The organism is Dyella acidiphila (assembly GCF_014863405.1).
Lineage (GTDB): Bacteria > Pseudomonadota > Gammaproteobacteria > Xanthomonadales > Rhodanobacteraceae > Dyella_B > Dyella_B acidiphila.
The window spans coordinates 62,284-88,962 of sequence record NZ_JACZZA010000006.1 but is presented as its reverse complement, the minus strand read 5'-3'; the positions used below and the strand labels follow the sequence as shown (position 1 = coordinate 88,962).

At 63.5% G+C, this 26,679-nt stretch carries 26 protein-coding genes; 12 read left to right on the top strand and 14 right to left on the bottom strand.

Annotated elements, in window-relative coordinates:
• Positions 1–49 precede the first annotated feature (49 nt).
• Genes IGX34_RS11320 through surE form a run of 3 tightly spaced genes read right to left on the bottom strand, consistent with a single transcriptional unit; the run spans position 50 to position 2,141 of the window.
• Complete coding sequence (locus tag IGX34_RS11320) at positions 50–658, bottom strand: YqaA family protein (protein ID WP_192555841.1); 609 nt, start codon at positions 656–658, stop codon at positions 50–52.
• On the bottom strand, positions 658–1,353 hold the full coding sequence (locus tag IGX34_RS11315; RefSeq protein ID WP_192555840.1) for a protein-L-isoaspartate(D-aspartate) O-methyltransferase: 696 nt from the start codon (positions 1,351–1,353) through the stop codon (positions 658–660). Before IGX34_RS11315 ends, IGX34_RS11320 begins: the two co-directional genes overlap by 1 nt.
• Complete coding sequence (gene surE, locus IGX34_RS11310; RefSeq protein ID WP_192555957.1) at positions 1,350–2,141, bottom strand: 5'/3'-nucleotidase SurE; 792 nt, start codon at positions 2,139–2,141, stop codon at positions 1,350–1,352. The genes IGX34_RS11315 and surE overlap by 4 nt, the downstream gene beginning before the upstream one ends.
• A gap of 145 nt (positions 2,142–2,286) precedes the next feature.
• On the opposite strand from surE, the gene IGX34_RS11305 reads away from it, so the two are divergent.
• Together IGX34_RS11305 and IGX34_RS11300 are read left to right on the top strand one after the other, a co-directional pair.
• Positions 2,287–2,850, top strand: coding sequence for a Smr/MutS family protein (locus IGX34_RS11305; protein WP_192555956.1), 564 nt, complete (start codon positions 2,287–2,289; stop codon positions 2,848–2,850).
• 112 nt (positions 2,851–2,962) lie between these two features.
• Entirely contained in the window at positions 2,963–3,370 is a 408-nt protein-coding gene (locus IGX34_RS11300; protein ID WP_192555839.1) for a hypothetical protein, read from the top strand.
• A gap of 13 nt (positions 3,371–3,383) precedes the next feature.
• Here IGX34_RS11300 and truD read toward each other — a convergent pair whose 3' ends face one another.
• The 9 genes from truD to cyoA all read right to left on the bottom strand — a co-directional run bounded on the left by truD (position 3,384) and on the right by cyoA (position 12,831).
• Positions 3,384–4,400 carry a tRNA pseudouridine(13) synthase TruD gene (truD, locus tag IGX34_RS11295; protein WP_192555838.1) on the bottom strand — a complete coding sequence of 339 codons (1,017 nt, stop codon included), beginning with the start codon at positions 4,398–4,400 and terminating at the stop codon, positions 3,384–3,386.
• Positions 4,401–4,502: 102 nt separating this feature from the next.
• Positions 4,503–4,829, bottom strand: a complete 327-nt coding sequence (gene ftsB / locus IGX34_RS11290; protein ID WP_192555837.1) for a cell division protein FtsB — start codon at positions 4,827–4,829, stop codon at positions 4,503–4,505.
• 14 nt (positions 4,830–4,843) lie between these two features.
• Positions 4,844–6,142, bottom strand: coding sequence for a phosphopyruvate hydratase (eno, locus tag IGX34_RS11285; protein WP_192555836.1), 1,299 nt, complete (start codon positions 6,140–6,142; stop codon positions 4,844–4,846).
• A 57-nt stretch (positions 6,143–6,199) separates the two neighbouring features.
• Positions 6,200–7,033, bottom strand: coding sequence for a 3-deoxy-8-phosphooctulonate synthase (kdsA, locus tag IGX34_RS11280; RefSeq protein WP_192555835.1), 834 nt, complete (start codon positions 7,031–7,033; stop codon positions 6,200–6,202).
• Positions 7,030–8,700, bottom strand: coding sequence for a CTP synthase (gene pyrG / locus IGX34_RS11275; protein WP_192555834.1), 1,671 nt, complete (start codon positions 8,698–8,700; stop codon positions 7,030–7,032). The genes kdsA and pyrG overlap by 4 nt, the downstream gene beginning before the upstream one ends.
• Before the next feature lie 181 nt (positions 8,701–8,881).
• Complete coding sequence (cyoD, locus tag IGX34_RS11270; protein WP_192555833.1) at positions 8,882–9,253, bottom strand: cytochrome o ubiquinol oxidase subunit IV; 372 nt, start codon at positions 9,251–9,253, stop codon at positions 8,882–8,884.
• Position 9,254: 1 nt separating this feature from the next.
• Entirely contained in the window at positions 9,255–9,881 is a 627-nt protein-coding gene (cyoC, locus tag IGX34_RS11265; protein ID WP_192555832.1) for a cytochrome o ubiquinol oxidase subunit III, read from the bottom strand.
• Between the two features lie 3 nt (positions 9,882–9,884).
• Positions 9,885–11,900, bottom strand: a complete 2,016-nt coding sequence (gene cyoB / locus IGX34_RS11260; protein ID WP_192555831.1) for a cytochrome o ubiquinol oxidase subunit I — start codon at positions 11,898–11,900, stop codon at positions 9,885–9,887.
• 4 nt (positions 11,901–11,904) lie between these two features.
• A complete protein-coding gene (cyoA, locus tag IGX34_RS11255; protein WP_192555830.1) occupies positions 11,905–12,831 on the bottom strand; it encodes a ubiquinol oxidase subunit II in 927 nt (308 codons plus the stop codon).
• A gap of 250 nt (positions 12,832–13,081) precedes the next feature.
• On the opposite strand from cyoA, the gene IGX34_RS11250 reads away from it, so the two are divergent.
• The 3 genes from IGX34_RS11250 (at position 13,082) to IGX34_RS11240 (ending at position 17,563) form a co-directional block, all read left to right on the top strand.
• Positions 13,082–14,881 (top strand): aminopeptidase P family protein, encoded by a 1,800-nt coding sequence (locus IGX34_RS11250; RefSeq protein ID WP_192555829.1) that lies wholly within the window; start codon positions 13,082–13,084, stop codon positions 14,879–14,881.
• 172 nt (positions 14,882–15,053) lie between these two features.
• Positions 15,054–16,943: a DNA topoisomerase IV subunit B gene (parE, locus tag IGX34_RS11245; protein ID WP_192555828.1), complete on the top strand. Its 1,890-nt coding sequence runs from the start codon at positions 15,054–15,056 to the stop codon at positions 16,941–16,943.
• Between the two features lie 98 nt (positions 16,944–17,041).
• Positions 17,042–17,563: a 3-hydroxyanthranilate 3,4-dioxygenase gene (locus tag IGX34_RS11240; RefSeq protein ID WP_192555827.1), complete on the top strand. Its 522-nt coding sequence runs from the start codon at positions 17,042–17,044 to the stop codon at positions 17,561–17,563.
• 110 nt (positions 17,564–17,673) lie between these two features.
• Here IGX34_RS11240 and IGX34_RS11235 read toward each other — a convergent pair whose 3' ends face one another.
• Positions 17,674–18,237 (bottom strand): NUDIX hydrolase, encoded by a 564-nt coding sequence (locus tag IGX34_RS11235; protein ID WP_192555826.1) that lies wholly within the window; start codon positions 18,235–18,237, stop codon positions 17,674–17,676.
• 194 nt (positions 18,238–18,431) lie between these two features.
• Between IGX34_RS11235 and IGX34_RS11230 the strand changes: the two genes are divergently transcribed.
• From IGX34_RS11230 to IGX34_RS11220, 3 genes are all read left to right on the top strand, one after another.
• On the top strand, positions 18,432–19,403 hold the full coding sequence (locus tag IGX34_RS11230; RefSeq protein ID WP_192555825.1) for a transporter family protein: 972 nt from the start codon (positions 18,432–18,434) through the stop codon (positions 19,401–19,403).
• A gap of 226 nt (positions 19,404–19,629) precedes the next feature.
• A complete protein-coding gene (locus tag IGX34_RS11225; protein ID WP_192555824.1) occupies positions 19,630–21,114 on the top strand; it encodes an amino acid permease in 1,485 nt (494 codons plus the stop codon).
• 78 nt (positions 21,115–21,192) lie between these two features.
• Entirely contained in the window at positions 21,193–22,650 is a 1,458-nt protein-coding gene (locus IGX34_RS11220) for an amino acid permease (protein WP_192555823.1), read from the top strand.
• Between the two features lie 411 nt (positions 22,651–23,061).
• Here the strand turns inward: IGX34_RS11220 and IGX34_RS11215 are convergent, their stop codons facing one another.
• Complete coding sequence (locus IGX34_RS11215) at positions 23,062–23,394, bottom strand: high-potential iron-sulfur protein (protein ID WP_192555822.1); 333 nt, start codon at positions 23,392–23,394, stop codon at positions 23,062–23,064.
• 154 nt (positions 23,395–23,548) lie between these two features.
• Here IGX34_RS11215 and IGX34_RS11210 point away from each other — a divergent pair, with 154 nt between their 5' ends.
• The 4 genes from IGX34_RS11210 to IGX34_RS11195 all read left to right on the top strand — a co-directional run bounded on the left by IGX34_RS11210 (position 23,549) and on the right by IGX34_RS11195 (position 26,629).
• The gene (locus IGX34_RS11210) at positions 23,549–24,196 is read left to right on the top strand and encodes a methylthioribulose 1-phosphate dehydratase (protein WP_192555821.1); all 648 of its coding nucleotides are present in this window, start codon (positions 23,549–23,551) and stop codon (positions 24,194–24,196) included.
• A complete protein-coding gene (locus tag IGX34_RS11205) occupies positions 24,193–24,756 on the top strand; it encodes a 1,2-dihydroxy-3-keto-5-methylthiopentene dioxygenase (protein WP_192555820.1) in 564 nt (187 codons plus the stop codon). Before IGX34_RS11210 ends, IGX34_RS11205 begins: the two co-directional genes overlap by 4 nt.
• Before the next feature lie 145 nt (positions 24,757–24,901).
• Positions 24,902–25,588, top strand: a complete 687-nt coding sequence (gene mtnC / locus IGX34_RS11200) for an acireductone synthase (protein WP_192555819.1) — start codon at positions 24,902–24,904, stop codon at positions 25,586–25,588.
• A 15-nt stretch (positions 25,589–25,603) separates the two neighbouring features.
• On the top strand, positions 25,604–26,629 hold the full coding sequence (locus IGX34_RS11195; protein WP_192555818.1) for a C13 family peptidase: 1,026 nt from the start codon (positions 25,604–25,606) through the stop codon (positions 26,627–26,629).
• Positions 26,630–26,679 lie beyond the last annotated feature (50 nt).

The window sequence follows — 26,679 nt, the reverse complement described above, 5'->3', positions numbered from 1 at the left end:
TTAATGCACTACTGGAAAAGCATGGACGGCTGTCTGCCGAACGCATTGCCTAGTGCTTGAGCACCCACCATCCGGCCAGCACCGCCAGCACCGCAATCGCCGCCCAGCCGATCCACTCGACATATTTGTGCAGAATGCGTTCGGCCCGTTCGCCGAACAGACGGATCAGCAAGGCCAGCAGCCATACGCGCTTGCCACGCCCCAGCAGCACGCATACCAGGAAGGGCAGCACCGGCACACCGACGATGCCCGCCGCCCAGGTGACGAACTTCATCGGCACCACCGGCTGCAACGCTGCCAGCATCAACACCAGCAGCAACTGCAGGAAATGCTGGTTCATCTGCGTACGCAGATTGTCCACGCCCTTCTGGATCGGGTCGTACAAATGCAGCGACTGCAGCAGCGGCGTCAGCGCATGAAAGGCCCAATGACCCAGCGCATAACCCACCAGCGAGCCGAGCAGGGAAAACAGCAGGCTGATATTGGCGTAGAAAAAAGCCCGGTTGCGCTTGCCCAGCATCATCGGCGCCAGCATCACTTCCGGCATGATCGGAAAGATGAAGGCTTCCACGAAGCTCAAGCCGCACAGGTAATAGACCGCCCGACGATCGCGCGCCCATACCAGTACGCGCGCATAGAGACTTCCGAACAGGCGCATCAGCCGATACCGCCCAGCAAGGGCACGAAGCTCACTGCGGCCAATTCTTCCTGCACAAAATCTCCTTTGCCGTCGCCGCGCATGCGGATCAGGGTCTGACTGCTGGGGGAACCGACCGGCGCAACCAACACACCGTCCGGACTCAGTTGATCGAGTACCTGGGTCGGGATCGCATCGCCGGCAGCGGTAAGCATGATGGCGTCGAAGGGCGCTTCGACCGCCCAACCCAGCTTGCCGTCGTCGTGCCGCGAACGGATGTTCTCGATGCCCAGCTGGCGGAAGCGCCGACGCGCCTGGCGCAGCAATTCCTCGATGCGTTCCACCGTATAAACCTGCGGCACCAGGCTGGCCAGCACCACGGCCTGATAGCCGGAGCCGGTGCCGATTTCCAGCACCTTTTGCGGACGTCCCGATTTCACCTCGAACGGCTCGAGCAAGGCCTCGGTCATGCGCGCGACCACCCACGGCTGCGAAATGGTCTGGCCGTGGCCGATCGGCAGCGCAGTGTTTTCATAGGCGCGCGAATGCATCGCCTGGTCGATGAAATGATGGCGCGGCAGATTGCGCAGCACATCGATCACGCGCTGGTCGCGGATACCCTCTTCCTTCAACTTGGCAACCAGCCGGTCGCGGGCGCGCTGCGAGGTCATGCCCTCGCCTTTCAATGCGGATGGCGGCAACGGATGCACGGTCATGCCGCCTTGCCGTCGGCGTTGTCGGCCATGCCATGGCTGAGCGCCTGCGCCCAACTGCTGACTTTTTCCAGTGCCTGGAAGCGGGTCAGATCCACATGAATCGGCGTGACAGAAACATAGCCGCGCCGCACGGCATCGAAATCGGTGCCGGGACCGGCATCGTCCACATCGCCGGCCGGACCGATCCACCAGATGGTCTTGCCGCGCGGATCGGTCTGCTTGATGCACGGCGCCGAACGATGGCGCTTACCCAGGCGGGTGACTTCGAAACCCTGGATCGCTTCCCAGGGCAGGTCCGGCACGTTGACGTTGAGAATGGTATCGGCCGGCAACGGATCGACCAGCAGGCGCTCCATCAGCAGCAGCACGGCCCTGGCGGCGGAATCGTAGTGCTCGCCCTTGTGGTCCTTGCTGACCAGCGATACGGCAATCGCCGGCAGGCCGAGAAAACGTCCTTCCATCGCGGCGGACACCGTGCCGGAATAGATCACATCGTCGCCCAGGTTGGCCGAATTGTTGATGCCGGACACCACGATATCCGGCTCTTCCTCCAGCATGCCGGCCAGCGCGAGGTGCACGCAGTCGGTGGGCGTGCCGGCCACGCGGTAATAGCCGTTGTCCATGCGCAAGGCACGGATCGGTGCATCGAGGGTGAGTGAATTGCTTGCGCCGGAGCGGTCGCGGTCGGGCGCCACTACCGTTACTTGGCCGACCGCGCCGAGGCGTTCGGCGAGCACGCGGATGCCGGGAGCGTCCACGCCGTCGTCGTTGGAAACCAGAACTCGCATCATGATCCGTTCAAAGCCGATTGCCAGCGCACGTTCCACCATCGTCGACGCGCGCCCCTGGATAGCTGAGTCTAACCGAGCGGACCGGCGCTTTCACGCGTGTTTGCCCTCACGCAACCCTCACCGGATTGCTACGATGGCCGTCATGAAGCGCCGCGCGCCCGCTACCGTCGACGAAGAGGACAGCCGCCTGTTCCGCGATGCGATTGGCGAGGTACGCGTGCTTGATCCAGTCGCACCGCCGCCGGCGACGCCCAAGCCCGAGCCGCATCCGCACATGCTGGAGGCGGACGAAGCGGCGGTACCGGGCGAACTGCTCGATATGGCCTTCGACCCTGGGTTGATGGAGGTCGGCGAAGAACTCAGCTATTTGCGCGACGGCTACCCGCCCAAGCTGTTGCGCCAGCTCAAGCGCGGCCAATACAGCGTGCAGGATGAAATCGATCTGCATCAGATGAATGCGGCGGCGGCGCAGGCGACCATTTCGGCGTTTCTGGCCGAAGCTGCCGAGAGCGGCTGGCGCTGCGTGCGGATCGTGCACGGCAAGGGACTGCGCTCGAAGGCCGGCGGCCCGGTGCTGAAGGTGCTTACCGACCGCTTGTTGCGCCGCCGGGACGATGTGATCGCGTTCGCCTCGGCACGGCCGATGCAGGGCGGCACCGGGGCGGTAGTTGTGCTGTTGAAGCCCCGATCCGCCAGACATGCGTGAAATCGCTTCGCCGGCATGCCGGGCTGGACGAAGACGACCAATACACAGCAAGCTATTTAAACACTGACGATATGATCGACAGCTGGAAGCAACGGCTGCACAAGGAAAGCATATGGATATCCGGATTGCGGTATTTGCCGTGGCGCTGACGCTTGCGGCCCAAGCATCGGCCCAGCAAACCATCCAGCCATCTATATGGCATGCCGCGGCCACGCCAGCGACGGCGCCCTCCACCTATATCCCCATGCTTGCCGGCCAAGCGCTGGAAGACAGGCTTAGCGGAAGTTCGCTTCGAGCCGGCGACGGGGAAAGCACTGCCCCGGCAAATCGCAATGTGCCGCACATCGCGTTCAAAGCACAGTCGGATACCGCTGCGCTCACCAGGCAACTGCTGTATACGACTTCCCCGCTGTGGCTACACCACAGCCGACCATTCCCCAGCGACAGCCATGTATCGCAATCTGGCGAGCCACTGCTCAACCAGGCTGCTGCGATGGCCTGGTCGTCATCAACACAGTAAGGCTGCGCCTTAGTCAGGCGATCAGTTCGCGCGCCACTACCGTTGCATAGGCGCCGGCCGGCAATTCGAAACTCAGCTCCAGGCTTTCGTCGTCCAGCCAGCGCCAGCGCAACGCGTTCGGCAACAAGCGCAGCGGGCGCCGCTCCTGCTCCATGCGGGCGGCGGCCAGCCCCTCGGCCAAATCGCCATGCGTTGCCGCGACCGCACGTTCCAGCTCGCCGGCCTCGGCGCCGGCAGGCGGTTCGCCCTGTCCCCATAGCGGGCCGGACGGATGGATATCGCCCTGCGCCAGGCGTGCGGCTAGCGTCGCGTCGAACGGCTCCGGCCCGAACCAGGAACGCGAACCGGCCAACGACCAGATTTCGCCGTCGAGCGGCTGGTCCCAGGCATCGCGCTCGACGCGGGCGGCGAGCACACTGTTGAAAATATGCGAGCGCGCGGCGGACAGCAGAATCGAGCGCTTCTCGCGATCCACCCGGCGACCGCCGAACATGGCACGTGCCTGGGCGACATTGCCGCCTTCGCGGCCAAAGCGCTGTTCGCCGAAATAATTGGGCACGCCGCGCGTGGCGATCGCCTGCAATACCGCTTCCGCCTGTTCGCGGTCGCCGTGCGCATCGCGCAGCACCAGCACAAAGCGATTGCCGCGCAGGGCGCCACGCTTGAGTTTGCGTTTGTGCCGCGTACTGGCCAGTACCTTGACATCCTCGTGCGGAAACGCCGACCAATCCGGATCGGGCTTGCCGGCCAGTTGCACCGTGAATGCCTGGCGCGTGACGGCGTGGCGGTCCTTCAGGCCCGCATAGCCGACATTGAGCGGCGGCACGCTGGCAAAGCGGGCGAGTTCGCGCGCAACCCAATCGGTATTGGCGCCGCGTTTTTCCACCCACAGCAAGGCGTGCTCGCCTTCACCGTCAGCGTCGTAGCCAAGGATTTCGTCGACGCGGAAGTCTTCGGGAGTGCGGCGCAATTCGGCGGTCAACGGGGGAAGACCGTAAGCGCGGGGCAGCTCGGTTTCAGGGGCGGTCATAAAAACCTCAGCGTGATTCCGGCGAAAGCCGGAATCCATCTCGCCTGTGACGCCTGGATTCCGGCCTTTGCCGGAATGACGGCTTAGCAAGATGGAGTTTGCTCAATTACCAACGCTCGTACCCGATGCCGCCGGATCGGGCGCGCTGGAACCCGATTTCGGCACGACCTGATAAAACGTCTCGCCCGGCTTGATCAGCCCAAGCTCGCCACGCGCACGCGCTTCCACCGCCTGCTCGCCATGCTTGAGATCGCTGACGTCCGCCGCCAGCGCCTGATTGCGCTGGGTCAGCTTGTCGTTCTCGTCGCCTTGCTTCTTGACCGCCGCCCGCAGGCTGGTCACCTCGGACATGCCGCCGTGATCGGACCACAGTTTGAACTGCAGTCCGATCAGCAATAACAGCAGGATCAAGGCGACCCATCGCAGCATGGATAAGCGCTACCTCAGCCGGGCAGATGAGCGAGGCTCGGGAACGCGTGGCGGCCGGCATAACGCGCCGCCGCGCCCAGCTGTTCCTCGATACGCAGCAGCTGGTTGTACTTGGCCACGCGGTCGGTGCGGCACAGCGAACCGGTCTTGATCTGGGTGGCGGTGGTGGCCACGGCGATATCGGAGATGGTGGTGTCTTCGGTTTCGCCCGAACGGTGCGAGACGATGGCGGCGTACTTGGCCGCATCGGCCATGGCGATGGCTTCCAGCGTTTCCGACAGCGTGCCGATCTGGTTCACCTTGATCAGGATAGCGTTGGCGATCTTCTTGTCGATGCCTTCGCGGAAGATCGCCGGATTGGTGACGAACAGATCGTCGCCCACCAGCTGCACCTTGTTGCCGATCTTGTCGGTGAGCAGCTTCCAGCCGTCCCAGTCGCCTTCGGCCATGCCGTCTTCGATGGTGACGATCGGATACTGCTGCGCCCAGCTGGCCAGCAGGTCGACGAACTGCGCCGGCGTGTACACCTTGCCCTCGCCTTCCAGGTCGTACTTGCCGTCCTTGAAGAATTCGGAGCTGGCCACGTCCAGGCCCAGCAGGATGTCGCTGCCGATCTTGTAGCCGCTCTTGTTCACCGCTTCGAGAATGGTATCGAGCGCTTCGATATTGGAGCGCAGGTTCGGCGCAAAGCCGCCTTCGTCGCCCACGGCCGTGTTCAGGCCCTTGCCCTTCAGCACGCTCTTGAGTGCGTGGAAGATTTCGGTGCCGGCGCGCAGCGCTTCGGAGAAGTTCGGCAGGCCGACCGGCAGCACCATGAATTCCTGCACGTCGACGTTGTTGTCGGCATGCGCACCGCCGTTGATGATGTTCATCATCGGCACCGGCAGCACGCCGGGCTTGCCGTTGGACAGGTACTTCCACAGCGGCTCGCCGCGCGAGGCAGCGACTGCATGCGCGGCGGCCATCGAAACGCCCAGCAGCGCATTGGCACCGAGGCGGCCCTTGTTCGGCGTGCCGTCGAGTTCGATCAGCTTGGCGTCCAGCCCCTTCTGGTCGGCGGCGTCATAACCCTTCAGCGTATTGAAGATTTCGCCGTTGACGTTACCCACGGCCTTCTGCACGCCCTTGCCCAGATAGCGCGACTTGTCGCCATCGCGCAATTCCACCGCTTCGCGCGTACCGGTCGAGGCGCCACTGGGGACGGCTGCACGGCCGAAAGCACCACCTACCAGCGTTACTTCCGCTTCAAGCGTGGGGTTGCCGCGGGAGTCGAGAATTTCACGGGCATGAATGCGGGTGATTTGGGTGCTCATTACCAATCCAGTTCAGGGGTGAAAGGAAGGAGACGCTGCGCGCTCGGCACGCAGCGATCAAACGGACTGCTCAAGGAAGCCGTGGCGCTTGGTCACGGCATCCAGCTCCAGCAGAGTGTGCAGCAAGGCTTCCATCTTGCCGAGCGGCCATGCGTTGGGTCCATCGCTGAGCGCCTTGGACGGATCCGGATGAGTCTCCGCAAACAGGCCGGCGACGCCCACGGCCACCGCCGCACGCGCCAGCACCGGCACGAATTCGCGCTGGCCGCCCGAGCTGGTGCCCTGCCCGCCCGGCAACTGCACGGAATGGGTGGCGTCGAACACCACCGGACAGCCGGTTTCGCGCATCACGCTCAGCGAACGCATATCCGACACGAGATTGTTGTAGCCGAAGCTGGCGCCGCGCTCGCAGACCAGGATGTCGTCATTGCCGACCGCCTTGGCCTTGTCCACCACGTTCTTCATATCCCAGGGCGCGAGGAACTGGCCCTTCTTGATATTCACCGGCTTGCCGGCGCGAGCCACGTTCTGGATGAAGTTGGTCTGGCGGCAGAGGAACGCCGGCGTCTGCAGCACGTCCACCACCGCGGCCACTTCATCCATCGGCGTGTATTCGTGCACGTCGGTAAGCACCGGCACGCCAAGCTGGCGCTTCACTTCCGCCAGCACGCGCAGGCCTTCTTCCATGCCGGGACCGCGGAAGCTGTTGCCGGAAGAGCGATTAGCCTTGTCGAAGCTGGACTTGAAGATGAAGTTGATGCCGAGCTTGCCGGTGATTTCCTTCAACGTGCCGGCGGTATCGATCTGCAGCTGTTCGGATTCCACCACGCAAGGGCCGGCAATCAGGAACAGGGGCTGGTTGAGGCCGACCTCGAAACCGCACAGCTTCATGCCACCGACTCCTTGGCCAGCTGCTGGCCGTCGCGCACCGCCTTGAACTCGCGCGCGGCGCGCACGAAGCCGATAAACAGCGGATGCCCGTCGCGCGGCGTGGAGGTGAACTCCGGATGCGCCTGGCAGCCCAGGAACCACGGGTGCTGCTGCAGCGGCAGCTCGACGATTTCCACCAGCAGGTCGTCCATCGACTTGCCGGAGATCACCATGCCGAGGTCTTCGAACGGCTGGCGATAGCGGTTGTTGAATTCATAGCGATGGCGGTGGCGCTCACGCACCACGTCCTGGCCGTACAGCTGGCGAGCCAGGGTGCCGGCCTTGAGGCGGCATTCCTGCGCGCCCAGGCGCATGGTGCCGCCCAGGTCGGAACGTTCGGTGCGGGTTTCCACTTCGCCGGACGAGGTGGTCCACTCGGTGATCAGGGCGATCACCGGGTTGGCGGTGTGGCGGTCGTTCTCGCTGGAATCGGCATCGGCGAAACCGGCCACATTGCGGGCGAAATCCACCACCGCCGCATGCATGCCGTAGCAAATGCCGAAATACGGCACGCCGTGCTCGCGGGCGTACTTGGCCGCCAGCACCTTACCCTCGAAGCCGCGCTTGCCGAAGCCGCCGGGCACCAGGATCGCGTCGACGCTGCCCAGCACCTTGCCGGCGCCTTCGGCCTCGATCTGCTCGGAATCGATCCACTGCAGGTTCACGCGGGTCTGCTGCTTGATGCCGCCGTGGCGCAGGGCTTCGCCCAGCGACTTGTAGGCATCCTTGTGTTCCACGTACTTGCCCACGATGGCCACGGTGATTTCATCCTTGGGATGCTCCACCGCCTCGACCGTGCGCTGCCAGCCGGACAGGTCGGCCGGCTTGGCATCCAGGCCCATCTTCTTGACCACGATGTCATCCAGGCCCTGCTGGTGCAGCCACAGCGGCTGCTTGTAGATGATGTCCACGTCGGCCGCGCTGATCACCGCCGGTTCCGGCACATTGGTGAAGAGGGCGATCTTGCGACGCTCGCCGTCCGGCAACGGCTGCTCGCAGCGGCACAGCAGGATGTCCGGCTGAATGCCGATCGAGCGCAGCTCCTTCACCGAATGCTGGGTCGGCTTGGTTTTGATCTCGCCGGCAGCCTTGATGTAGGGCACCAGGGTCAGGTGCATGAACAGGCACTTTTCCGGGCCGTGCTCGATGCGCAGCTGGCGGATCGCCTCCAGGAACGGCTGGGATTCGATATCGCCCACCGTGCCGCCGATCTCGACCAGGGCCACGTCGAAGCCGCGGGTGGCCTCGTGGATGCAGTGCTTGATCTCGTCGGTGATGTGCGGGATGACCTGCACGGTGGCGCCCAGGTAGTCGCCGCGGCGCTCCTTGCGGATCACCGATTCGTAGATCTTGCCGGTGGTGATGGAATTCTTGCCGGTGAGGCGGGTATGGACGAAGCGCTCGTAGTGGCCCAGGTCCAGGTCGGTCTCGGCGCCGTCGTCGGTCACATAGACCTCGCCGTGCTGGAAGGGACTCATCGTGCCCGGATCCACATTGATGTAGGGATCGAGCTTCATCATGGTGACCGAGAGGCCGCGCGCCTCAAGAATGGACGCGAGCGAGGCCGCTGCGATGCCCTTGCCAAGCGAGGACACCACACCGCCAGTGACGAAAATCAGGGGGGTCATGGAAAGCAGCCAGTGCTGGAAATCGGCATTTTAGCGGCAGATGGGCTCTGCCGCGAGATGGCTGCGCCGTGATTGGCTGAAAAAATTCAGCCACCACCGCGCCAGGCGCGGCCACCGGCATGGAGCGGCTCCTGCGCGGAGCCAGGCCCCGCCCCGGAGGGCGGGACCGCAAACAGGCGTTTCAGCCGATGCTGGAGGACATGGACTGCATCGCCGGATGCATCATGTACAGGTTCATGTTGTGCATCACCCAGACCGAACCCACCACCACGATGGCGATGATCAGCAGCGAGAACACGCCGATGGAGAGGTTGTCGCGCTGCTCCGGGGCGGTGCCCATGTGCAGGAAGAACACCAGCTGCACCAGCAGCTGGATGACGCAGAACGCCACGATGCCCGGCACCACCAGGTGCTGCGGCACGGCGCCGCTCATCACGCAGCCGAACGACAGCACGGTGAGGATCAGCGAAAGCGCGAAACCGACCGTATACGACTTCAGGCTGCCGTGCAGCTTGGACTTGTGGGCGGCCGAGTGACCATGTTGGCTCGACATCTCAGAGCACTCCCATCAGATAGACAAAGCTGAACACGCAGATCCACACCAGGTCCAGGAAGTGCCAGAACAGGCTCAGGCAGGACAGGCGGCGTTCCACGGCATCGTTGAGACCGAACTTGCTCACCATATGCATCATCACCAGCAGCCAGATCAGGCCGGAGGTGACGTGCAGGCCGTGCGTGCCGACCAGGCCGAAGTAGGCCGACAGGAATGCGCTATGGCTGGGGCCGGCGTGCTCGACCGTGATCAGGTGATGGAACTCATACACTTCCATGCCCACGAAGCCCGCACCGAACAAAAAGGTGACGAACAGCCAGGCGATCACCTTGTTGCGCTTGCCGGCATGCATGTTCAGCATGGCCAGGCCGAAGGTGAAACTGCTGATCAGCAGCAGCATGGTTTCGCCGAACACGTATTTCAGGTCGAACAGCTCCTTCCCGCCCGGGCCGCCCGCGGTGGCGTGGCCCAGCACGGCGAAGGTGGCGAACAGGCCCGAGAAGATCAGGCAGTCGCTCATCAGGTAGATCCAGAACCCCAGCAGGGTCTTGGCGCCGTCGTCGTGATGTTCGTGCTCGTGGGCGCCGCCGTGTGCGAGGGCGCCGTGATTAGCGGTAATTGCGGTCATGGATTAAGCCACCTTCTCGCCGGCCGAGGCCGGGCCCACGTTTTCGATCAGCTTGTGCAGCGGCACCAGGCGTGCGCGCTCGATCTTCTCGACCTCGGCACCCGGCACGTAGTAATCCACGTCGGTGTCGTAGGCACGGCTGATGAAGCTGCCGATCATGCCGGCCAGGCCGACGATGGCCAGCCACCAGATGTGCCACACCATCGCAAAGCCCAGCACCGTGCCGAACGCGGCCATGATCAGGCCCACGCCGGTGTTGCGCGGCATATGGATGTCGGCGTAGTGCTCGTGCTGCGGGTAGGCGCGCTTGTGTTCCTTGTCGGCCCAGAACTGGTCGAGCTCCTCCACCTTGGGCAGCACGGCGAAGTTGTAGAACGGCGCCGGTGAGCTGGTCGCCCACTCCAGCGTACGGGCGCCCCAGGGATCGCCGGTGAGATCGCGGTTCTCGGCACGGTTGCGGATGCTCACCACGAACTGCAGCAGCATGAAGCCGATGCCCAGCGCGATGACGCCCGCGCCCACGGCGGCCACGATCAGGTACGGCTGCCAGGCCGGGTTGGCGTAGTGGTTCATGCGGCGGGTCATGCCCATCAGGCCCAGCACGTACAGCGGCATGAAGGCCATGTAGAAGCCCACCACCCAGCACCAGAACGAAGCCTTGCCCCAGCGCTCCTCCAGCTTGAAGCCGAAGGCCTTCGGGAACCAGTAATTGATCGCGGCGAAGCAGCCGAACAGCACGCCGCCGATGATCACGTTATGGAAGTGCGCGATCAGGAACAGGCTGTTGTGCAGCACGAAGTCCGCGCCAGGCACCGCCATCAGCACGCCGGTCATGCCGCCGATGGTGAAGGTGATCATGAACGCCACCGTCCACATCATCGGCAAGGTGAAGCGGATGCGGCCGCGGTACATGGTGAACAGCCAGTTGAACAGCTTCACGCCGGTGGGGATCGAGATGATCATCGTGGTGATGCCGAAGAAGGCATTCACGTCGGCGCCCGAGCCCATCGTAAAGAAGTGGTGCAACCAGACCAGGAAGGACAACACGCCGATGCCGGCCGTGGCGTACACCATCGACTTGTAGCCGAACAGCGGCTTGCCCGAGAACGTGGCCACCACTTCAGAAAACACGCCGAAGCACGGCAGCACCAGGATGTACACCTCCGGGTGGCCCCAGATCCAGATCAGGTTGATGTACAGCATGGCGTTGCCGCCAAGCTCGTTGGTGAAGAAGTGCATGTCCAGGTAGCGGTCGGCCGCCAGCAGCGCCAGCGCCACCGTCAGCACCGGGAAGGCCGCCACGATCAGGATGTTGGTGACCAGCGCAGTCCAGGTGAACACCGGCATCTGCATCAGCTGCATGCCTGGGGTGCGCATGCGCAGGATGGTCACGATGAAGTTGATGCCGCTAAGCGTGGTGCCCAGGCCGGATAGCTGCAGCGCCCAGATGTAGTAATCCACGCCCACGGTGGGACTGAATTTCAACTCCGACAGCGGCGGATACGCCAGCCAGCCGGTGGCGGCGAAATCGCCCACGAACATCGACAGCATCACCAGCACCACGCCCGAGGCGGTGAGCCAGTAGCTGAGCGAGTTCAGGAACGGATAGGCCACGTCGCGCGCACCGATCTGCAGCGGCACGACCAGGTTCATCAGGCCGACCACGAAAGGCATCGCCACGAAGAAGATCATGATCACGCCGTGGGCGGTGAAGATCTGGTCGTAGTGATGCGGCGGCAGGTAGCCGGCCGCATCCGCCGAGGCCAGCGCCTGCTGGGCGCGCATCATGATGGCGTCGGCGAAGCCGCGCAGCAGCATCACCAGCGCCAGGATGATGTACATGATGCCAATGCGCTTGTGGTCCACGGTGGTGAACCATTCGCTCCACAGATAGCCCCACTTGCGCTGGAGGGTGATCCAGCCGAGCACTGCCGCACCGCCCAGGCACACCATCAGCAGGGTGCCCATGATGATCGGCTCATGGAAAGGAATGGCCGATAGAGAAAGTTTTCCGAACATGGCCCTACTCCGCCGCCTTGGCGTGATCGTTATGCGAAGGAATGGCGCTGGCCTGCGCAGGCTCGGAGCCGATCTTGTCCATCTTCATGTCGCCCATGTACTGGGCGATGATGCTGTTGAACAGCCCCGGCTTGACGTTGGCGTAATACGTCACCGGCATTTTTTCGCTGGGCTGGGTCAACGCGTGATAGGTGGTGTCGTCCAGGTTGAGCTGGCTGGCCTTGGCCTTGTTGAGCCAATCCTGGAAACCCTGCTGCGAGGTCGCGACCGCGGTGAAATGCATGTCGGAGAAACCCGCGCCGCTGTAGTTGCTGGACAGGCCGGCATAGCTGCCCGGCTCGTTGGCGATCAGGTGCAGCTTGGTTTCCATGCCGGCCATCGCGTAGATCTGGCTGCCGAGCTGCGGGATGAAGAAGGCATTCATCACCGAATCGGAAGTGATCTCGAAATTCACCGGCACATTGGTCGGGAAGGCGAGCTCGTTGACGCTGGCTACGCCGTAGTCCGGGTAGATGAATACCCACTTCCAGTCCATCGACACGGCCTGGATGGTGATCGGCTTTACATCGCTCGCCAGCGGCTTGTACGGATCGAGCGCGTGCGTGCTGCGCCAGGTGATCGTCGCCAGGATCGCGATGATGATGCACGGGACGGTCCACACCACCACTTCGATCGCGGTGGAATGCGACCACTTCGGCGCATACGTAGCTTTGGTATTGGAAGCGCGATAGCTCCAGGCGAAAGCCAGGATCATCGCGATGACCGGGATCACGACCAGCAACATCAAGCCGGTGGCGATCAGGATCAACGATTTTTCCTGCATGCCCACGTCACCCTTGGGTGACAGGACTTCCAAATTGCAGCCGCTGAGAAACACAGCCAGACCTGCGCACGGCCAGCGCAAGGCGGAGACGAGGGAACGCTTGTTCACAAACGACTCTTAAGAAGAAGGCTAAATTGGGATTTGTCGCGGGGACGACCTGCAAAGGATATCGCGCCGCAGCAAGGCCTGACTAGCCCGAGACATAATGCCGCGCCAGAAATACGCACGTCATATTCCGTGCTTGACATACGCGACGACTTGTCTGCATGCGCCAAAAAATTGTCGCATCGAATCGCGGCAAACCCCTTGAAATCCAGTATCGACATAGTGCACGCGCGAGTACTGCTACCATGCGCGCATGACGCATCCCATTCCTGCCCGAATTGCCGCCCTGCGCGAAGCCATGGTCCTGCATGGCGTCGCTGCATGCCTGGTTCCCACCGCCGATCCGCATCTCTCCGAATACCTGCCGGAACACTGGCAGGCGCGCGAATGGCTGTCCGGCTTCACCGGCTCGGCCGGCAGTCTGCTGGTCACCGCCGGTGACGCCGGGGTGTGGACCGATTCGCGCTACTTCTCGCAAGCCGAGCAGCAGCTCGCTGGTAGCGGCGTGGTGCTGATGAAGCAGCGGATCGCGCATGCGCCGGAGCACCTCACCTGGCTGCAACAGCATCTGCACAGCGGCGATGTGCTCGCTATCGCCGGCGACAGCTTGTCGGTGGCCACCCAGCGGCAGATCGAACGCCAGCTTGGCCAGGCCGGCATCAGCCTGCGCGTGGATCTGGATCTGCCTGGGGCGATCTGGCCCGAGCGCCCCGCCCTGCCCAAGGCGCCGGTCACCGAGCACGCACTGAGCTATGCCGGCAGCTCGCGCGCCGAAAAATTCGAGAAGCTGCGCAACGCCATGCGCAAGCAGCACGCCACGCATCACCTGGTATCCAGCCTGGACGACGTCGCATGGCTGACCAACCTGCGCGGCAGCGATGTGGAATGCAATCCGGTATTCCTGGCCCACTTGCTGGTGGAAGCGACCGGCATGGCTACGCTGTTCGTCGATCGCAGCAAGCTGAGTGATCAACTGGTGGCCACGCTGGCCGAAGACGGGATCCGGATTGCCGGCTACGGCACGCTCAACGATGCACTGAGCGAGCTCGGCACCAAGGATGCACTGCTGTTCGATCCAGGCCGCGTGGTGAGTGCCGTGCTGCAAGCGGTCAAGCAGGACGTCAAGCGCATCGAGGCAACCAACCCTTCCACCGTCTTCAAGGCCAGCAAGAGCACGGCCGAGCTCGGCCATATCCGCGAAGTGATGCGCCGCGACGGCGCCGCCCTGGTGCGCGCGTTCCGTCGACTGGAAGAACGGCTTGCCGCCGGCATGGCCCAGACCGAGCTGGACGTGGACAGCCTGCTGCGCGAGGAACGCTCGGCGCAGCCCAACTTCGTTGGCGAAAGTTTCGCCACCATTGCCGGCTATATGGAAAACGGCGCCCTGCCGCACTACCGCGCCACGCCGGAATCGCACAACACCTTGCAGCGGCACGGCCTGCTGCTGGTCGACTCCGGCGGCCAGTACCTGGGCGGCACCACCGATATCACCCGCGTGCTGGCACTGGGCCCGACCACCGCCGAGCAGCGGCGCGACGCCACCTTGGTCATGAAAGGCATGATCGGCCTGTCGCGCGCCCGCTTCCCCAAGGGCGCCAGCGGTCCGCAGCTCGATGCCCTGGCGCGTGCGCCGCTATGGGCCGCCGGCATGGACTACGGCCACGGCACCGGCCATGGCGTGGGCTACTTTCTTAATGTGCACGAGGGCCCGCAGAGCATCCGCCCGCCGGTTGCCGGTGGCGCCCTGGTGGCACTGGAGCCCGGCATGATCAGTTCGATCGAGCCCGGCCTGTATAAACCTGCCCGCCATGGCATCCGCCACGAAAATCTGGCGGTGGTGGTCGAGGCCGACCGGACCGAATTCGGCGAGTTCTACGCCTTCGAGACGCTGACCTTGTGCCCGTTCGACCGGCGCGCGCTGGAACCGGCGCTACTCAGCCCGGACGAGCGCGCGTGGCTCGACGATTACCACGCCACCGTGCGCGCGGCGCTGGCGCCGCTGCTGGAAGATGCGGATCTGGCCTGGCTGGAAAAGCATTGCGCGCCGCTGTAACCCGCCCGGCACGTAGGTTGGGTTAGCGCAGCGCAACCCAACGATCTATCTTCGTAGCGACATCGTTGGGTTACGCTGCGCTAGCCCAACCTACCGGGCCCGGCTGGTGCAGCTTGACCTTCCTGCTCCGGCAACCCATTCTCCCGCGCCTAACCTTCCAGCCAAAGCACGCATGAGCAGTCGCTACAACGCCGCCGATATCGAAGTCCTCTCCGGCCTTGACCCGGTCAAGCGCCGCCCAGGCATGTACACCGACACCACGCGCCCGAACCACCTGGCGCAGGAAGTGATCGACAACTCGGTCGACGAGGCGCTGGCCGGCCACGCCAAGTCGATTGAAGTGATCGTGCACACCGACGGCTCGGTGGAAGTCAGCGACGACGGCCGCGGCATGCCGGTGGACATCCATCCGGAAGAAGGCATTCCCGGCGTCGAGCTGATCCTTACCCGCCTGCATGCCGGCGGCAAGTTCTCCGGCAAGAACTACAACTTCTCCGGCGGCCTGCACGGCGTGGGCGTGTCGGTGGTGAATGCGCTGTCGAACAAGGTGGAAGTGACCATCCGCCGCGACGGCAACGAATACCGCATGATCTTTGCCGACGGCGACCGCATCAGCCCGCTGGAAACGATCGGCACGGTGCCGAAGAAGAAAACCGGCACCACCGTACGCTTCTGGGCCGATCCGAAATACTTCGACACGCCGAAGATTTCCCTGTCCAAGCTCAAGCATCTGCTGCGCGCCAAGGCCGTGCTGTGCGCAGGCCTCAGCGTCAAGCTCACCGACGAAGCCAGCGGCGAAGTCAGCGAGTGGTATTACGAGGACGGCCTGCGCGATTACCTGCGCGGCGAACTCGACGGCGCCGAATGCCTGCCGGCCGACCTGTTCGTGCACCACGTGCAGCGCGAGACCGAAGGCCTGGATGTCGCCCTCACCTGGCTGCCGGAAGGCGAGCTGGTGCAGGAAAGCTACGTCAACCTGATTCCCACCGTGCAGGGCGGCACGCATGTCAACGGTCTGCGCACCGGCCTTACCAATGCCGTGCGCGAGTTCTGCGATATCCGCAACCTGCTGCCGCGCGGCGTGAAGCTGGCACCGGAAGATGTGTGGGAGCGCCTGGCCTTCGTGCTGTCGGCCAAGCTGCAGGATCCGCAGTTTGCCGGCCAGACCAAGGAACGCCTGTCATCACGCAATGCTGCCGCGCTGGTGGAAAGCGTGGTCCACGATGCTTTCAGCCTGTGGCTCAACCAGCACGTGGATCTGGGCGAGCGCATCGCCCAGCTGGCGATCGAGCGCGCCAGCGCGCGCCTGAAGGCCGCCAAGCAAGTGGTGCGCAAAAAGATTACCCAGGGCCCCGCCCTGCCCGGCAAGCTGGCCGACTGCACCGCCACCGATCTCACCCGCACCGAGCTATTCCTGGTCGAGGGCGATTCGGCCGGCGGCAGCGCCAAACAGGCGCGCGACAAGGATTTCCAGGCGATCCTGCCGCTGCGCGGCAAGATCCTCAACACCTGGGAAGTGGAATCCACCTCGGTGCTCGCCTCCGAGGAAGTGCATAACCTGGCGGTGGCGATCGGCTGCGACCCGGGCAAGGACGATCTCAGCGGGCTGCGCTACGGCAAGGTGGTGATCCTGGCCGACGCCGATTCCGACGGCCTGCACATCGCCACCCTGCTCAGCGCGCTGTTCCTGCGCCACTTCCCGGCGCTGGTGCGCGAGGGCCATGTGTTCGTGGCAATGCCGCCGCTGTTCCGCGTCGACGTGGGCAAGCAGGTGTTCTATTGCCTGGATGAAAACGAGAAGGCGGCGATGCTCCAGCGCATCGAGCGTGAAAAAATGAAGGGCCAGGTCACCGTCACCCGCTTCAAGGGCCTGGGTGAAATGAACCCGTCGCAGCTACGCGAATCCACCATCTTTCCCGACACGCGCCGCCTGGTGCAGCTCACAGTGGAGGACGACGATGGCACCGCCAAGCTGATGGACATGCTGCTGGCCAAGAAGCGCTCCAGTGACCGCAAGAGCTGGCTGGAAGAAAAAGGCGACCTCGCCACGCTGGAAGTCTGAGCACGTGCGCGGCCGCCGCTGCCGGCGGCCGCGCCCCAGCTTTGCCCTGATGCATCAACGGCGCTATGGTGGCGCCCTCGTTCCGACGGACCTGCCGCATGTCCCTGCTGCCGCCCTTCGATCTGCAACGCTGGATTGACGAACACCGCCACCTGCTCAAGCCGCCGGTAGGCAACAAATGCATCGTCGACGGCGACTTCATCATCATGATCGTCGGCGGCCCGAATGCGCGCACCGACTATCACCACGACGAAGGCCCGGAATTTTTCTACCAGCTCGAAGGCGAGATGGTGCTCAAGGTGCAGGACAACGGCATAGCGCGCGACATCCCGATCCGCGCCGGCGAGATCTTCTATCTGCCGCCGCGCGTGCCGCATTCGCCGCAACGCATGCCCAACTCCATCGGCATGGTGATCGAACGCCGCCGCCTGCCGCACGAAAAAGACGGCTTGCTGTGGTTTTGCGAACAGTGCAACCACAAGCTCTACGAAGAATATTTCATCCTGCAAAGCATCGAAGCCGATTTCCCGCCCGTGTTCGACCGCTTCTACGCCTCGCACGACAAGCGCACCTGCAGCGCCTGCGGCCACCTGAACCCAGCCCCCGCCCGCTACACATGACCGCGCAATGCGTAGGCTGGGTTAGCGCAGCGTAACCCGACAGATCTCCATCGAGCCGCTGAAACATCGTTGAGTTACCCCCGATCAATCCGGGGCAACCCACCCTACCGCTACCTCGTCAACCACTTCGTCGCCATGCGACGCAACGACTCGTCCGTATCCTGCGCCTGCACCAACGCGCGAATCGACACCCACGCCAACTCCAGCGACTCGTCGCTGAGCACAAACGCATCGTCCGCACCGACCCGTACCACATAGCGCACGTCGTAATGCCAATGCCCCGGCTCCTGCTTGCGCTCGGGAATCCAGTGCCGGTCCACATCGAAGATTTCCGGCTCGACATGTAAACCGGTGAGCCCGGATTCTTCGTGCGCTTCGCGCAAAGCCACCGCCGCCAGGTCGCTGTCGCCATCCGCATGGCCACCCAGCTGCAACCACCGGTTCAATTTGCGGTGATGCGTAAGCAGCACCTTTTCGCCATCCGCACTGACCAGCCAGGCCGATCCGGTGAAATGCCCCGCCAGATGCTCGCGATGAAAGGGACGATCCGCTTCCTGCAAAAACGCCAGGCAGGCGGCCACGTGCGGATCGCCCGCGTTTGCATCGGCATAGCCGCGCAATGATTCATGCAAATTCACGAAGAACTCCTTGGAACCGCTTAAACACCAACCCATGAACCTTATGCAAGGTCACCACGAAAATTCAAATAAATCATTGACGCCTGAAAAGAAACTGCACGAATAATTCCAGCGTTTTTAAGATACATACGATAGTTCAAGCCCAGCGTAATCATTAGCTTGAGTCGCACCTGCCGACTCGCGCCGATCGAGTCGGACTCCCTTTCACGACACGATCAGGGCGCGCCTCGATGACACGCTTCAACCGACGATTTGGCTCTTGTGCCTTTCTGTTTGCCACCGCACTGAGCGGTGGCCACGCCATGGCCGACGATGCCTCCGCCAATTTTACCGGACCGCTGCTGACGCCCAACCCGGTGAGCATCCCCAAGGGCATGCTGGTGGTCGAGCCTTATTTGATGCAATACCGGAGCGACTCCGGCTACGACAGCCACGGACAGGAGCAGGCATCCAGCGCGCGCGTACGTCAGTGGCAGATGCTGGTGCCATTCTTCTACGGCGTAACCGATCGCCTGATGGTGCAGACCTCGATCGGCGCGGCACACGCCATGTCCGGCGGCGCGAGCACGCGCGGCTGGGGCGTCACCGACACCAGTGTCGGCGTCCAGTACATGCTGCTCAAGCCCGGCAACGGCTACCAAGGCCCGGCCGTCTCCGTGAACTACTCGCATCGCTTTCCCACCGGCACCTACGACCGGCTCAACGAAAATCCGCTGGACGGCATCGGCAACGGCGCCCAGGTCGACACCTTGTCGCTGATGGCGCAACAGAATGTGTCGCTGCCGAACGGACGCCCGCTGCGCCTGCGCGCAGTGGCCTCCTACAGCCTACCGCCAGGCCGTGTCGGCCTGAAGGGTGCCAACGCGTACGCCTCCGGTGTTTCGCAAGATTTTCGCGGCAGCGTACGCCTGGGCAAGGCCATCGGCATTTCCACCTCGGCCGAATACAGCATCGATTCGCACTGGGTGCTGGCGCTGGATCTCACCTACAACCGCACGGGCTCCTCCATCCTCAAAGGAAGCTCGGCCAGCGGCGTGCTGGAGAAGCGCAGTTCGCCACGCAGCGTCTACAGCCTTGCACCGGCGGTGGAATACAACTTCAACGATCGCTTCGGCCTGATCGCCGGCGCGCAATTGAGCTTCGCCGGGCGCAACAACGACGCCTTCGTCACCCCCATGGCTGCCTTCGACATGGTGTTCTGAGCCAACGCCAAGGAAAACCCGTTCCTTTGCAAGTGCCATCGGCGCCATACAAAAAACCGTCTTTTTCGCCAACGTTCCCGGCTCGCCATCGAGCCGGCCGTTTAACCGCAATGCAGCTTGTCCCCTCGGCCATCGCTGGGCTATGGTTGGCGGATGCCTCCGCTCATCGCGATTCGTCTACCGCAGCAACGATGAGCGAAGGGTCAGCCTTCCCGGAGAGCACTCAATGCTATTTAAACGCGTCAAGCCACTCGACCAGATCCTGGCCACTGCCGAGAAAAAGGCACTCACTCGACAGCTTGGCGCGTTCCAGCTAACGATGCTGGGCATCGGTGCCATCATCGGTACCGGTATTTTCGTGCTCACCGCCGAAGCCGGGCAGAAAGCCGGCCCAGGCATGATGATTTCCTTCGTGATCGCGGCGATTGTCTGCACGCTGGCAGCGCTGGCCTACGCGGAACTTGCGTCGATGATTCCGGTGGCCGGCTCCGCCTACACCTACACCTATGGCGTACTCGGCGAAGGCCTGGCCTGGGTGGTCGGCTGGGCGCTGGTGCTTGAATACACCATTGCCGCCAGCACCGTATGCGTCGGCTGGGCCGGCTACGTCAACGGCCTGCTGGCGCACGCAGGTTTTGGCTTGCCGGATTTCCTGCGCTCCGGCCCGATGGATGGCGGCACCTTCAACCTGCTTGCTTTCATGATCGGCGTGGCGATCACCTTCCTGCTGGTCATCGGCACCTCGAAGTCGGCCAAGGTCAACACCGTCCTGGTGATCGTCAAGGTGCTCGCGCTGACGGCTTTCATTTTCGTCGCACTGCCGGCGGTGAAGGATCCGAACTTCAAGCCGTTCGTGCCGAACGGCTGGGGCAGCCCGATGGGGGGCATCGGCGTGCTGGGTGCGGCCGCTTCCATCTTCTTCGCCTACGTCGGCTTCGATGCAGTCTCCACCGCCGCCGAAGAAACCAAGAATCCGAACCGCAATATTCCGATCGGCCTGATCGGCTCGCTTGGCGTGTGCACGGTCTACTACTTGCTGGTGAGCTACAGCGCGATCGGCTCGATCGGCGCGCAGCCGGTGATGGGCCCCGACGGTCTCGCGCTGCAGCCGGGCACGCCTGAAATGGCTGCCGCCTGCAAAGCCTCCGAAGCACTGGTGTGCAGCAAGGAAGCGCTGGCCCACGTGCTGCGCGTGCTCAATCACAACCAGATGGGCAACCTGATCGGTTTTGCCGCCGGCATCGCGCTGCCGTCGGTGATCCTCACCATGACCTACGGCCAGACCCGCATCTTCTTCACCATGGCACGCGACGGCCTGCTGCCGAGCGGCCTCGCCAAGATCCATCCGCGCTTCCACACGCCGCATGTGATTACCATGATCACCGGTATCTTCGTGTCCATCTTCGGCGCGATCTATCCGGTGGGCCAGCTGGCCGACATCACCAATTCCGGCACCCTGTTCGCCTTCATGATGGTGGCCATCGGCGTGATGGTGCTGCGCCGGACGCAGCCGGATCGCAAGCGCCCGTTCCGTACGCCGATGGTGTGGGTGGTCTGCCCGCTGGCCGTGGTCGGCTGCCTGCTGCTGTTCATCAACCTGCCGCTGAAGACGCTGGAAGTATTCTTCGGCTGGGGTATCGTCGGCCTGGTCATCTACTACATTTACGGCCACCGCAAGAGCCACCTGGCCAACGGCACCGAGCCGGTCTGATCTTCGGCGCCTTATTGATCGCGTGAGTCCTGTCCGGCACGGTGCTCTCACCGTGCCGGCTTTATATCCGGGAGCCCTATGCTCAAACAGCTATTCGCCCGCAAGACCGATTTCTCCGACAGCGACGACGGCTCTCACGGCCCCAGCCTGCGGCGATCGCTGGGCCCCTGGGGCATTACGGCGCTGGGTATCGGTGCGGTAATCGGCACCGGCATCTTCGTGGTCACCGGCCAGGCGGCAGCGGACCACGCCGGCCCCGCGGTGCTGATCTCGTTCATTCTTGCGGCGATCTGCAGCGGCTTTACCGCGCTGTGCTATTCGGAATTCGCCACCCTGATTCCGATTTCCGGCAGCTCCTACTCCTACGCCTACGCCACGCTCGGCGAACTGGTGGCGTGGTTTATCGGCTGGAACATGGTGCTGGAATACGGCATCTCCGCCTCGGCGGTCGCCGCCAGCTGGACTGGCTACTTCACCAGCCTGCTCGATCACATGGGCATCGAACTGCCGATCAGCCTCACCGATGCGCCGTTCGCCTACACCAACGGCACCCTGGTTGCGACCGGACACCTGATCAACCTGCCCGCGGTCGCCATCGTGCTGGCGCTTACCTGGCTGTGCTACATCGGCATTCGCGAATCGGCCGGCATCAATTTCCTGATGGTGCTGCTGAAGGTGGGTCTGATCGTGGTGGTGGTAGTGGCCGGTTATCGCTACATAAATCCGGCCAATTGGCATCCGTTCATTCCGCCCGCGCAGGGCGATCACAAATACGGCTGGGACGGCATCATGCGCGGTGCCGCCATGGTGTTCTTCGCCTACATCGGCTTTGAAGCGACATCCACCGCAGCGCAGGAATGCAAGAACCCGCAGCGCGATCTGCCCTTCGGCACGCTGGTATCGCTGGTGATCTGCACCGTGCTTTACCTGGCGATGGCCGCGGTGCTGACCGGCCTGATCCCGTACAACCAGCTGGGCACGGACGAGCCGGTGGTCACCGCCATCAAGGCGCATCCGGAACTGGGCTGGCTGCGCCTGATCGTGGAGATCGGCGCGATGATCGGCCTGTCGTCGGTAATCCTGGTGATGATCATCGCGCAGCCGCGCATCTTCATGATCATGGCGCGCGACGGCCTGCTGCCGAAGGTGTTCAACCGCATTCACCCCAAGCACCGCACGCCGCATCTGAATACCATCATCACCGGTATCGGTATCGCCGTGCTCGCCGCGATCTTCCCGCTCGACCTGCTCGCCAACCTCACCTCGATGGGCACGCTGATCGCGTTCGTGGCCGTCTGTGCCGGCGTGCTGATCCTGCGCTACACCTCGCCGGAATTGCCGCGCACCTTCCGCGTGCCGTGGGCACCGGTGATCTGCACCACCGGCGTACTGAGCTGCCTGGCCCTGCTGGCGACCATGGACTGGTTCAACTGGGCCCTGATGGGCGCCTGGACCGTGGTCGGCTTCGCGATTTATTTCACCTATGGGCTACGCCATAGTCGCCTGCATCTTGCCAATGGCTCGGCAAAGCGGTGATCTTCGTCGATCTCCGTCAAAAGGCCGACAACAGCTGCCAAGTGTCAATAACTTGCCGCGAACAGTCTTTTAATGATTCGAATGAATCACTTCGGATTGCTCGCGTAAGTTATTGATTAAAAAGGCCAAATAAGCCGCGGATCACAAAATTTTCGTGGCGGTTCGCCCCACTTCGGCCAACCGGAGTATCATCATCAGCCCGTGGGTTGATCACTTGGCAGTGGGCCCCGGATCGCGACCCGGCACGTCAGGCGAGTCAGCTCCTCAGCCTGGCGTGTCCGGGTAGCACTTTTCAGCAATACCCCTTCGTTCTCATCAAGCGCCTGCCCAGTGCAGGCGTTTTTTTATCCGGCGCACAGCAAAAAGGCCGGCATGGCGCCGGCCTTTTCACGCACGTGTCACTGCAATCGGTCAGGCTTGCTTGGCGGTGTGCGAAATGCACCAGCCCTTCGCTGCTACCGCCTTGCCCGGGAACAACTGGCACGGACCAAAGCCGGTCGCGCCGCCGGAATAGAACTGGCAGTTGGCGCAGGTATCGCCGGCCTTGTGCTTGGCATCCTTGGTGGTCGACGCATCTTCCACATAACCCAGCGCCTTGGCGGTGGGGTCGGCGTCGGAAACATGTGGCAGATCATCAGCGCGTGCGACGCGCGACAATCCGCCGGAGAACATCGCGGCAGCGGCAGTACCGGCAGCCAGCTTCAGGAAACGGCGACGTGACCCACTATCTTCATGCCCAGACATAATCATCCCTACTTCAGATCGTTCGCCGCGGGATACGACGAATCCCCGGCATGGTAACCCCGATGCCTTGCACAAGGCCTTCTCGCGAATAACTCGCATTTGGCCGCAAGCGCCCCCATGCTATAGTCAGCATTCATTTAGACGTCCATTTGCCATGAGCCAAGAACTGCCCGCCTCCATCCCCGCAGCGCTGTTTTACGCCCGCGCAGACGCCATCGCCGATGCGGCGCGCGAACTTGCGCAACACGGCTGGACGCCTGCCACCAGCAGCAATTTCTCCATGCGTGTGGACGCCGATCACGCTGCCATCACGATTTCTGGACGCGACAAAGGCAAACTCGGCCGCGACGACATCATGCTGGTGGACATGCACGGCAAGGCAGTGGGCACGCAAGCGCGCCCCAGCGCCGAAACCGAATTGCATACGCAGGCCTATCGCCGCTGGGCGGACGCCAACGTCGTACTGCACACGCACTCGCGCACGCAAAGCGTGGCGTCGCGACTGTTCGCCAAAGACGGCGTGATTCGTCTGGAAGGCTGGGAGTTGCAGAAAGCGATTCGCGGCCATACCACGCACGAAACGGCGCTCGACATTCCGGTGTTCCCCAATACCCAGCACATGCCTGAGCTGGTGGCGCAGGTCGATGCATGGATCGATGCCGGCAAGCCGCTGCACGCGTACTTGATCAACGGCCACGGCATCTATACCTGGGGACAAGACATGGCCGAAGCCCGACGCCATCTGGAGGCGCTGGAATTCCTGCTCGGCTGCGAACTCGATCTGAGGAGACTGAACGCATGAGCCGCTTGCGCATTTTCGACGCGGAACAGCCGCAGACCCTGCCCTCGATCCACGAGGATCACCCCGCCATCGCCCGCGAACTGGCCAAGGTCGGCGTGCGCTTCGAGCAATGGGAAGCGAACCAGCCGGTAGCACCGGGCGCCAGCCAGGACGAGGTGATTGCCGCCTACCGCAGCGACATCGATCGCCTGATGCGCGAGCAAGGCTATCAAGCGGTCGACGTGATCAGCCTGAAGCCGGATCACCCGGAGCGCGCGGCCCTGCGCCAGAAATTCCTCAGCGAGCACACCCATAGCGAGGACGAAGTGCGCTTCTTCGTGGCCGGCGCCGGCCAGTTCACCCTGCACATCAACGGCAAGGTCTACGACGTGCTGTGCGAACAGGGCGACCTGATCGGCGTACCCGACGGCACCCGCCACTGGTTCGACATGAGCGAGGCGCCCTACTTCGTGGCGATCCGCCTGTTCACCAACAAGGAAGGCTGGGTGGCCAACTTCACCGGCTCCGACATCGCCGAGCGCTTCCCCCGCATGCAGCCGCTGGCCGCCGCCACGGCCTGAACCGGCAGCGCCAATCCCTGCCGCCGGCACGCACCCGGACCAGCCCTCCGGGTGCGCAGCTTTTCACACATTTCAAGCACTTGGGCGCTTGCGCACGCCCGGGCTCAGGTTAAGCTTGGGGGCCCCGAATTTGCCCCGGCTCCCCATGACCGCCATTCGCGCCATCGTCACCGACATCGAAGGAACCACCAGTTCCATCAGCTTCGTCAAGGACGTGCTGTTCCCGTACGCGCGCAAACGCCTGCCCGCCTACGTCGAGACGCACGGCGACCAGCCGGCGCTGCAGCACTGGCTGCACGAAGCGGCCAAGGAAGCCGGCCTGATCGAGGCGACCCGCCAGGAAGTGGTCGAGCTGCTGCTGCGCTGGATCGACGAGGATCGCAAATCCACCGCCCTCAAGGCCTTGCAGGGCATGATCTGGAAAGACGGCTACGAGCAGGGCGAATACCGCGCCCACATGTATCCGGAAGTGGCCGGCCGCCTGCAGGCATGGCGCGGCGAGGGGCTGCATCTGTACGTGTATTCCTCCGGCTCGGTGCCGGCGCAGAAGCTGTTTTTCGGCTATAGCGAAGCCGGCGACCTCTCGCCCTTGTTCGCCGGCTATTTCGATACCGAGACCGGCCCCAAGCGCGAGGCCGAATCCTACCGCCGCATCGCCGAGGCGATCGGCGAGCGTCCGGAGCACGTGCTGTTCCTCTCCGACGTGGTGGAAGAACTCGATGCCGCGCGCACGGCCGGCCTGCAGACTGCCTGGCTGCTGCGGCCGCCGCTGGAGCTGCCGGCCGCACCACGCCATCCGGCCCACGCCAGTTTCGACACCATCCAGCCCTGAGCCCGAGCCGCACGCATGCGTACCGCACTCACCGCCCTGCTCGCCTTCGCCGCCGGCGTGTTGCTGATGCTGTTGGTCAGTGGCCATCCGGCCGCGCCGGCCCCGCAGCCCGCACCCAGCGTGGCATCCAGCAGCAGTGCCGCAGCGCCCGCCAGCGCCAGCAGCAGCGATTCGGATGACAGCGACGACAACGACAACTGGCCCAGCCAGGGACCGTCGCCGGAACAAGTGGTCTATTCCCAGCCGGGCATGGTGCGCCAGGCCATGGCGCAACTGACCCCGCGGGTGCCCGACAAGACCAACCTGTACCTGCTGACCTTTGCCGGCGATGGCGGCGAAGACGTATTCCGCAACGAAGCCGAATACGCCGCGCAGCTGTTCACCAAGCGCTTCGGACCCACCGCGCATGCGCTGGTGCTGGAAAACAATCCCAGCACCTTGCAGGCACATCCGCTGGCCAACTGGAGCAACCTCGAAGATACGCTGGACAAGCTCAGCCAGGTGATGAAGCCGGATCAGGACGTCCTGGTGCTCTACATGACCTCGCACGGCGACGAAGACCACAACCTGCTGGTCGACATGGATCCGCTGCCGCTGGACCAGATCGGCGCGCCCGATCTGGCCGGCATTCTGAAGAAGCGTCCGTTCAAGTGGAAAGTGGTGGTGGTCAACGCCTGCTATTCCGGCGGCTTCGTGCCGGATCTCAAAGGCCCCGGCACCCTGGTGCTCACCGCGGCGCGCACCGATCGCAGCTCGTTCGGCTGCGGCAGCGATTCCAACATCACCTATTTCGGCAAGGCCTGGCTGGTCGACGCGCTGAACAAGACCGACAACTTCGTCGACGCCTTCCAGTTCGCCAAGAACGATATTGCCGGCTGGGAAAAGGATCAGAAGCTCACGCCGTCGGAACCGCAGATGGATGTCGGCAGCGGCATTGCGCAACAGCTGGCCACCTGGCGCAAAGACGTGACCCCCGGCGCCACGGTACCTTTTGCACCGCCGCCGCCATCGACCAATACCCCACCAGCCAGCGCGCAATAACCGAATATGTGATCAACGCGGCGTAACTGCGCGTCGAAAATCGCCACACG